The following is a 9,826-nucleotide window of genomic DNA, read 5'->3' as shown; positions in this document are numbered from 1 at the left end:
GGTGTTCGGTGAACACGGGTGAGGTCGCCAGGAGTTCGCGGGCCATGCCTTCCCACTGCGAACCCTGACCCGGGAACACGAAGACCGTCTTCCCGTGGTCGGCGGCCACACCCTCCACCACATCGGCCGACGGCACGCCCCTGGCCAGCGAGTCGAGCGCAGGCACCAGCTCCTCGTTGCTCCCGGCGACGACGACCGCCCGATGACCGAGTGCGGCCCGGCCCCGGGCCAGCACCCCGCCGACCGCAGCCCGGTCCAGCTCGGGGCGGCCCTCCACATACGAACGCAGCTGCGCGGCCTGCTCCTTGAGAGCCTCGGGGTCATGCGCGGACAGCAGCCACGGCACCGCAGCGGAAGGCGTGGCCGGTGCCGCGCCCTCACCGTCCGTGGCCTCCGTCGTGGGCGCCTCCAGGATGACGTGTGCGTTCGTCCCGCTGATCCCGAATGACGAGACGGCGGCCCGGCGCGGCCTGTCGTGCTCGGGCCACGCCTCGTCCTTGGTGAGCAGGCGTACCTCTCCGGCGTCCCAGTCGACATGCGGTGACGGCTCGTCCACGTGCAGGGTCTTCGGCAGCAGCCCGTACCGCATGGCCTGCACCATCTTGATGATCCCGCCGACCCCGGCGGCTGCCTGGGTGTGCCCGATGTTCGACTTCAATGAGCCCAGCCACAACGGTTGTTCGGCAGGACGGTCCTGTCCGTATGTGGCAAGCAGCGCCTGCGCCTCGATCGGGTCGCCGAGCTTCGTCCCCGTGCCGTGGGCCTCGACCGCGTCCACATCCGCCGTGGTGAGTCCGGCGTCGTCGAGGGCCTGGCGGATCACCCGCTGCTGGGAGGGGCCGTTGGGCGCGGACAACTGCCCGCTCGTACCGTCCTGGTTGACGGCGGAGCCCCGGACGACGGCGAGCACTTCGTGGCCGTTGCGGCGGGCGTCCGACAGCCGCTCGACCAGGAGCAGCCCCACCCCCTCGCCCCAGCCCGTGCCGTCCGCCGACGCGGCGAACGCCTTGCACCGGCCGTCCGGGGACAGCCCGCGCTGCCTGCTGAACTCGACGAACAGACCGGGCGTCGCGATGATCGTCGCTCCGCCCGCGAGTGCGAGATCGCACTCGCCCCGGCGCAGCGACTGCACGGCCAGATGCAGCGCGACCAGAGACGACGAGCACGCCGTGTCCACCGTCACCGCCGGGCCTTCCAGCCCGAAGGTGTAGGAGAGACGGCCGGACGCCACGGACCCGGCGCTGCCGGTGCCGATGTAACCCTCCAGGCCGTCCGGGGCCCGGCGGATCCGCCCGCCGTAGTCCCCGTACATCACCCCGGCGAACACCCCGGTGCGGGAGCCGCGGAGGGTGTCCGGGTCGATGCCCGCCCGCTCGAACGCCTCCCAGGCGCTCTCCAGCAGCAGCCGCTGCTGCGGGTCGATGGCCGTCGCCTCGCGCGGGCTGATGCCGAAGAACGCCGGGTCGAAGCGGTCCGCCTCGTGCAGGAACCCGCCTTCCCGCGCGTAGCTCCGGCCGGTCCGCTCCGGATCGGGGTCGTAGAGCGCGGCGGTGTCCCACCCCCGGTTCTCCGGGAACGGGGAGATCGCGTCGGTCCCCGAAGCGACGATCTCCCACAGCTCCTCGGGGGAGCGCACCCCGCCCGGATAGCGGCACGACATGCCGACGATCGCGATCGGTTCGTGCCGCTCGGCCTCGACCTCGGTCAGCCTCTGCCGGGTCTGGAGCAGGTCATTGGTCACGCGCTTGAGGTAGTCGCGGAGCCTGGCCTCGTTCGTCATGCGACGTCAACTCTCCTCGTCGTACGGATCATTCGGAGCCGAGCTGTCCGTCGATGAGCTGGAAGAGCTCGTCGTCGGATGCCTGGTCCAGGTGGGGGGTGGCAGTGGTGTCCGCGTCTGTGGCAACGGCGGGTGCGGCACCGGCCGCCGCGAGCCTGGCCTGCAGGGCGGCCAGGCGGGCGGTGATCCGGTCGCGGGCCTCCGCGCCGAGCGCGGCTCCGTCGAAGGCGGCCTCCAGCTCGTCGATACGGGCCAGTGTGGAGGCCGCCCCGCCGGGCAGCCGGTCGGTCAGCTCCCCGTGGAGATGGATGGCGAGCGCGGTCGCGGTCGGCCGGTCGAAGAGCAGGGTGGTGGGCAGCCTCAGCCCGGTCTCGGTACCCAGGCGGTTGCGCAGTTCCACGGCGGTCAGGGAGTCGAAACCGAGGTCGAGCAGACCCCGGTCGGCGGGAACCGGCCGGTTCGGCGGATGCCCGAGGACCTCGGCCACGACCGCCCGCACCAGATCCAGCACGATGCGAGGCCGCTCCGCCTCGGCGGCCTCGGCGAGCTTGCGGACCCACGGGGCGTCGCCGTCCGCCGCGACGACGGGTCCACCGCCCGCCCCGGACACCACCGTGGGCCGGCTGGCCGGCAGGCCGACCAGGGACCGCAGCAGCGGCGGTACGCGGTCCGGATCACCGAGCCGGCGCAGCGCCGAGGTGTCCAGCCCTGCGGGCACGGCGGTGACCAGCCCCGAGGCCAGCGCGGAGTCGAACAGCGCAAGCCCTTCTTCCGCGGTCAGGGGTGTGATGCCGGTACGCGCGAGCCTGGCCAGATCGGCGCCGCTCAGGGCCCCGCCCATGCCGCCGGGCTGCTTCCACAGCCCCCAGGCGAGCGAGAGCGCGGGCAGTCCGAGCGCGTGGCGGTGCTGGGCCAGCGCGTCCACGTACGTATTCGCCGCCGCGTAGTTGGCCTGGCCCGCGTTGCCGATGATCCCCGCGACCGAGGAGAACAGGACGAAGGCGTCCAGCTCGATCCCCCGCTCCTGGGTCAGCTCGTGCAGCAGCAGGGCGGCGTCGGCCTTCGGCCGGAGGACCGTCGTGAACGCCTCATCGGTGAGCGCCGCCAGCGTCGCGTCCGCCGTGACCCCCGCCGCATGGACGACAGCGGTCAGCGGATGCTTGTCCGGTATGGAGTCGAGGAGTTCCGTGAGCGCGGCCCGGTCCGCGATGTCGCAGGCGGTGAGGGTGACCTCGGCACCAAGGCCGGTGAGGTCGTCGACGAGTTGCCGGGCATCGGGTGCGTCCGGGCCCCGACGGCCCGTCAGATGGAGCCGCTGTACCCCGTGGTGGGTGATGAGCCGCTCGGCGACCAGTCGGCCCAGTGCTCCCGTGGCACCGGTCAGGAGCACCGTGCCGCGCCCCGCGTCCGGCAGGGCCGTGCGACCCTCCTCGGCGACCGGGACAGCGGCCAGGCTGGGTACCAGCACCCCGCCTTCCCGGAGGGCCAGTTGAGGTTCGCCGGTGCCGAGGGCCTTGTCCCGTACGAGGGTTGAGGCGTCCGTACCGTCCGTGTCGACCAGGACGTACCGCCCCGGATGCTCGGTCTGGGCCGTACGTACCAGCCCCCACCACGCCGACCGGTCCAGCCCCGGCACCGGGTCGCCGTCGCGGACCGCGATCGCCCCGGTCGTCGTGACGACCAGCCGGGCCTGCTCGAACCGGGCGTCTGCCAGCCAGTCGCGCAGCACCTGCGTGAGGCCGGGCAGGGAACGCTCCTCCTCGCCCAGTACGGCGTCGCCCCGGAACTCGCCCTCCGCGTCCGCGATCCTGAGCGCCTCGTCGAGACCGACCGCGGCCGGCTGCCCGTCGGGAGCGGACAGAGTCGTCCACTCCACCCGGTACAGCCCGTCCGCGTCCCGGCCGGCCCGAGCGAACCGCTCCGGATCGGCCTCCCGTACCACCAGGGACGCCACTGAGAGCACCGGAGCCCCGGAATCGTCGGTGAGCAGCAGTTCGGTGGTGTCGGGCCCGGCCGCCGACAGCCGCACGCGCACCGACCCGGCCCGCGTCGGGTGCACCCGCACCCCGTTCCAGGAGAACGGGACCGGCAGGCCGCCCGACGGTCCGGGGCCCGCGAGAGCGAGCGGGTGCAGGGCCGAGTCGAGGAGCGACGGCGGGAGGAGGTGGCCGCCGTTGATTTCAGCCAGGCCGACCTCGGCGAACCAGGTCCCGTCGCCCGGGTCACGCCAGGCGGCCCGGAGACCCTGGAAGGCGGGGCCGTACGTGTACCCGAGCGCGGCCAGCTCGGCATAGGCGTCACCGACCTCGACGGGTTCCGCACCGGCCGGCGGCCAGGCCCCCGTCTGCGGCTCCGGCTGTGCGGCGGTATCCGGAGCGAGAACCCCGGAGGCGTGCATCGTCCACGGCTCGCCGGCCGCGTCGTCGGACCCGGCCCGGTCCCCGGCATCCGACCGCCGGGAGTGGACGGTGACCGTCCTGCGGCCGTCCGCCCCTTCGGCCCCCACACTCACCTGCACCTGCACGGACCCCGTGTCCGGGATCAGCAGCGGGTCGCTGAGCGTCAGTTCGTCGACCACGTCGGCACCGGCCTGCCGACCCGCGTACAGGGCGAGTTCGAGCAGTGCCGCCCCCGGCAGGACGACGGTGCCGAGAACCGCATGGTCGGCCAGCCACGGATGGCTGTCCAGGGAGAGCAGCCCGGTGTGGACCGTGCCGGTGCCGCCGGCGAGTTCCACGGCCGCCCCGAGCAGCGGATGGTCCGTCGCCCCGAGCCCCGCCTGCGCCACCCTGGCGGTCCCGACAGGAGCGGCCGGACGGTCCAGCCAGTAGCGCTCGCGCTGAAAGGGGTACGTGGGCAGCTCGACGCGGCTGCGGCCCTCCCGCGCCCCGTACACGGCCCGGCCGACGCCGGCCCCCGCGGCGTGCAGCGCGCCGAGGGCCTCCGGCAGCGAGCGGAGTTCGGAGCGGTCGCGGCGCAGCAGCGGCAGCAGCACCGCCTCGGGGTGTGAGTCGGCGGCCATGGTCGCGAGCACCGCGTCCGGGCCGAGCTCCAGGAACGTGCCGATGCCCAGCTCCTTGAGGGTGCGGACACCGTCGGCGAAGCGGACGGCCTCGCGGGCGTGGCGGACCCAGTAGTCGGCCGAGGCGAAGTCGTCGGGATCGACGGCCTGTCCGGTGAGATCGGAGATCACCGTGAGGGCCGGCGCCCGGAACTCCAGCCCCGACAGCACCTCACGGAACTCCGCGAGGACCGGTTCCATCAGCGGCGAGTGGAAGGCGTGGCTCACGGTGAGCCTGCGCGTCCTGGCGCCCGACTCCGCCGCCAGGGCGGCGATCTCGTCGATCGCGCCGGCCTCGCCCGACACCACCGTGGCCCGGGGCCCGTTGAGCGCGGCGATGCCCGTACGGTCGTCGAGACCGGTCAGCAGGCGTGACACCGCTTCCTCGTCCAGCGCGACGGCCAGCATGGCGCCACCGGCGGGCAGCCCCTGCATCAGCCGGCCACGGGCCGCCACCAGCGTCGCCGCGTCGCCCAGCGACAGCACACCGGCCGCGTGCGCGGCGGCCACCGACCCGATGGAGTGCCCGAGCAACGCGTCGGGACGCACACCGAAGTGCTCCACCAGCCGGAACAACGCCGTCTCCAGGGCGAACAGGGCGGGCTGCGTGTACCGCGTCTCGTTCAGCAGGGCCGCCTCCGGAGTGCCCTCATCGGCGAACATGATCTCGTGCAGCGAGCGGCCGACGACCGGGTCGAGCGCCGCGCAGACCTCGTCGAAGGCGGCGGCGAACACGTCGTACGCCGCGTACAGCTCCCTGCCCGCACCCGCACGCTGACTGCCCTGACCGGTGAAGAGAAACGCGGTCCTGGCCCGCTCGGGCGCCAGGATCTCCCGCGTCTCACCCGACGCCACCGAGGCCAGCGCGCGCAGCGCCTCCTCCCGGTCGGCCGCGACGAAGGAAGCGCGGTACTCGAAAGCGCCCGGACCGGCTGCCAGAGCCGCCGACACGTCCGCCGGGTGCACCTGGGGTTCCCGTTCGAGGACCTCGGCCAGCTGGGCCGCCCGGGCCCGCAGCGCACCGGGCGTGTGCCCGGTCACCAGCCACGGGACGAGCGGGCCGTCGGCGCCGGTGCCCGCCGCCTCCGTGGCGGCCGGGGTGTCCGCCGGCGCCTCCAGGATGACGTGGGCGTTGGTCCCGCTGATCCCGAAGGACGACACGGCCGCCCGCCGGGGCCGGTCGTGCTCCGGCCAGGGGGTCGTCTCGGTGAGCAACTCGACACCACCCTCCGACCAGTCGACATGCGGGGTCGGCCGGTCGATGTGCAGACTCCTGGGCAGCGTTCCGTGCCGCATGGAGAGCACGGTCTTGATCACGCCCGCGACGCCTGCCGCAGCCTGTGTGTGCCCGATGTTGGACTTCACCGAGCCCAGCAGCAGGGGCCTGCCCTCCGGTCGGTCCTGCCCGTAGACGGCCAGCAGCGCCTGGGCCTCTATCGGGTCCCCGAGCCGGGTCCCGGTCCCGTGCGCCTCGACGGCGTCGACGTCCCGGGCGGTGAGACCGGCCCGGTCCAGTGCCTGGCGGATGACCCGCTGCTGGGAGGGGCCGTTGGGTGCGGTGAGGCCGTTGCTCGCACCGTCCTGGTTGACGGCGGAGCCCCGGAGCAGGGCCAGTACCTCATGGCCGTGGCGCCGGGCGTCCGAGAGCCGCTCGACGAGCAGCAGCCCCACGCCCTCGCCCCAGCCCGTGCCGTCGGCGGCCTCCGCGAACGGCTTGCACCGCCCGTCGGCGGAGAGCCCCCGCTGCCGGCTGAACTCGACGAAGGTCGCGGGCCCGGCCATCACCGTCACACCGCCCGCGAGCGCCAGGTCGCATTCGCCCTGCCGCAGTGCCTGGGCCGCGAGATGCAGCGCCACCAGGGAGGAGGAGCACGCCGTGTCGACGGTCACCGCCGGGCCCTCGAGACCGAAGGTGTACGAGACCCGGCCGGAGGCCACACTGCCCGCGCTCCCGCTGACCAGGTACCCCTCGACCTCACCGGGAGCGTTCGGCGACTGGTGCAGCCGGGCCCCGTAGTCGTTGTACATCACACCGGCGAACACCCCGGCACGGGAGCCGCGCAGCCCGGCCGGGTCGATCCCGGCCCGCTCGAAGGCCTCCCAGGCCGTCTCCAAAAGCAGCCGCTGCTGCGGGTCCGTGGTGAGGGCCTCGCGCGGGCTCATCCTGAAGAACTCCGCGTCGAAGTCGGCGGCCGTGTGCAGGAATCCACCCTCCCTGGCGTACGAGGTGCCGGGGCGGGACGCGTCCGGGTCGTAGAGGCCGGCCAGGTCCCAGCCCCGGTCGGTGGGGAAGCCGGAGACCGCGTCGGTCTCGTCAGTGACCAGCCGCCACAACTCCTCGGGGGTGGTCACGCCGCCGGGGAAGCGGCAGGCCATGGACACGATGGCGATCGGATCGTCCACGGTGTCGCCCGCCGGTGCCGTCGCGGGGGTGTCGGCCGGGGCCGCATCCGCTCCGGCGCCGACGAGTTCGGTACGCAGCAGGGTGGCGAGCGCCTGTGGGGTGGGGTGGTCGAAGACCAGGGTGGTGGGCAGGCGCAGACCGGTGGCCGTTCCGAGCCGGTTGCGCAGGTCGACGGCTGCCAGGGAGTCGAAACCGAGATCGGTGAAGGCACGGCCTTCGGGCACCGCCGCCGCGTCCGCGTGGCCCAGCACGGTGGCCGTCGTGGCGCGCACCAGCTCCAGCAGCTTCCGTTCCGCCTCCTCGTTCGAGAGACCGGTCAGCTGGTCGGTGAACGTCGAACCCGGCTGTGCGGAAGCGGAGTTGGCGGCCCGTCGCGGACGCGTCGGCGTGAGCGACCGCAGGGGTGCGGGAACCGGCACGCCTCCCTCGCCCAGGGTGGCGGTGGCGAAGCGGGAGGCGACGAGCAGCGGGCGCCCGGAGCCGAGCGCGTCGTCGAAGAGCCGGAGGGCGCTCTCTTGGGGGAGCGGGGCGATCCCGGACCGGGCGAGCCGGGCGAGATCGGAGGCGCCCAGCCGGGATCCCATGCCGTCGGGCTGGTCCCAGAGTCCCCAGGCGAGTGAGGTGGCGGGCAGGCCGAGGGCGTGGCGGTGCTGGGCGAGGGCGTCCAGATAGGCGTTGGCCGCGGCGTAGTTGGCCTGTCCGGCGTTGCCGGTGACTCCGGTGACCGAGGAGAAGAGGATGAAGGCGGCGACTTCCAGGCCGAGTTCACGGGTGAGTTCGTGCAGCAGCAGGGCCGCGTCCGCCTTCGGCCGCAGGACGGCGTCGATGCGGTCCGGGGTGAGATCCTCCAGCACCCCGTCGTCGAGCACCCCGGCCGCGTGCACGACCGCGCTCAGGGGGTGTGCGTCCGGGATGCCGGTGAGCAGGCGGGTGACGGCGGCACGGTCGGCGGTGTCGCAGGCCACGAGGGTGACTTCGGCCCCGAGCTCCGTGAGGTGCGCGAGCAGTTCCGCCGCGCCGGGGGCCGTCGGACCGCGCCGCCCGGCGAGAAGCAGATGCCGGACACCGTGATGGGTGATGAGCCGCTCGGCGATCGTGGCGCCCAGCGCCCCGGTGGCTCCCGTCAGCAGGACGGTGCCCGCCCCGGCCGGGCCGGCGACCGGGTCGGCCGGGGACGCGGCGTCCGGACTCTCCGGCGCGATCCGGGCCAGCCGGGGCACGAGCACCCGGCCTTCGCGCAGGGCGAGTTGGGGTTCGTCGCCTGCCGGCGCACCGGTCAGCGCGGCTTCGCTCGCCGCGCTGTCATCCGTGTCGACGAGGACGAAGCTGCCGGGGTGCTCGGACTGGGCCGTACGCAGCAGACCCCACACCGCGGCGGCCGGCAGACCGGCGACGGCCTCGCCCGGCTCGGCCGCGACGGCGCCCGAGGTGACGACGGCGAGCCTGGCGCCCGTGGGCCGTTCGGAAGCCAGCCACTCCTGGACGAGGGCCAGGGCGCGATGCGTCGCCTCGGCCACGGAGAGGCCGGAGTCGATCCGTACGATCTCGGCCTCGGCCAGGACCGCACCCGTCCGGCCGGTGTGCGCCACCGGCTCCGTCCACTCCACCGCGTACAGAGAGTCGGCGCCCGCGGCGGCCGACGGGGCTGCGGTCGCGGCGGGGGCGGGCAGCAGATGCACCGAGTCCACGGAGGCGACCGGGCCCCCGGCCGAGTCGGTCAGCGACAGGGACATCGAGTCCCCGCCCGCCGACTCCAGCCGGATCCGCACCGTGTCGGCCCCGGTGGCGTGGAGGCGGATGCCGGACCAGGAGAACGGGAGCTTCAGCTCCTCACCGCCATTGCGCAGCGGCACGAGATGCAGTGCGGCGTCGAGCAGCGCGGGGTGCAGCGTGAAGTCTTCGGCGGAGTCGCTCAGTTCCTCCGGCAACGCGGCTTCGGCGAAGAGGGTGTCCCCTACCGCCCAGGCGTCCCGCAGGTTGCGGAAGGCCGGGCCGTAGCCGTAGCCCAGCAGCTCCAGCCGTTCGTAGACCTCGGCCACGTCCGTGCGGACCGCGTCGGCCGGTGGCCACACGGTTTCCGGCGCGGGGGCCTCGCTGTCCAGTGGTGCAAGGCGTCCGGAGGCGTGCCGCACCCAGGACGCACCGGCGGCGGGCCGGGCGTGCACGCTGAACGGCCGCCGGTCCGTGTCGTCGGGGGCGCCCACCGTGAGCTGGAGCGGAACCGCCGAGCCGTCGGCCGGCAGGGCGAGCGGAGCCTCCAGCGTCAGTTCGTCCACGACCGGGACGTCCGCCTTCTCGCCTGCGCGCAGAGCCAGTTCGACGAAGAGCGCCGCAGGCACGAGCGGCACACCGCCCATCGCATGGTCGGCGAGCCAGGGAAGCAGCGCCGTGCCCACCTCGCCGGTGAAGAGCAGACCGTCGTCCTCGGCGAGCTCGACGGCTGGGGCGAGCAGCGCGTCGGTCGCGGAGGTCGCCGTTGCGTCCAACCAGTAGTGGGTGGGTTGGAAGGGGTAGGTGGGGAGGTTGGTGTGGTGGTGGGTGTGGGTGGGTGGGTTGGTGGGGGTGCCTTGGGTGTGGGTGG

General features: G+C 74.0%; 2 protein-coding genes. Both read right to left on the bottom strand.

The features are described 5' to 3' along the window. Nucleotides 1-1,780: type I polyketide synthase (locus ACWIGU_RS44610; RefSeq protein ID WP_454407671.1), on the bottom strand; the 1,780-nt coding region annotated here is incomplete at its 3' end. 28 nt (nucleotides 1,781-1,808) lie between these two features. Then, on the bottom strand, nucleotides 1,809-9,731 hold the full coding sequence (locus ACWIGU_RS44605) for a type I polyketide synthase (protein ID WP_454407670.1): 7,923 nt from the start codon (nucleotides 9,729-9,731) through the stop codon (nucleotides 1,809-1,811). Between the last annotated feature and the right edge of the window lie 95 nt (nucleotides 9,732-9,826).

This window comes from Streptomyces sp. NPDC055400 (genome assembly GCF_053644375.1).
Note: the sequence above shows the minus strand (reverse complement) of the source record. Positions and strands in the feature narration are given on the sequence as shown.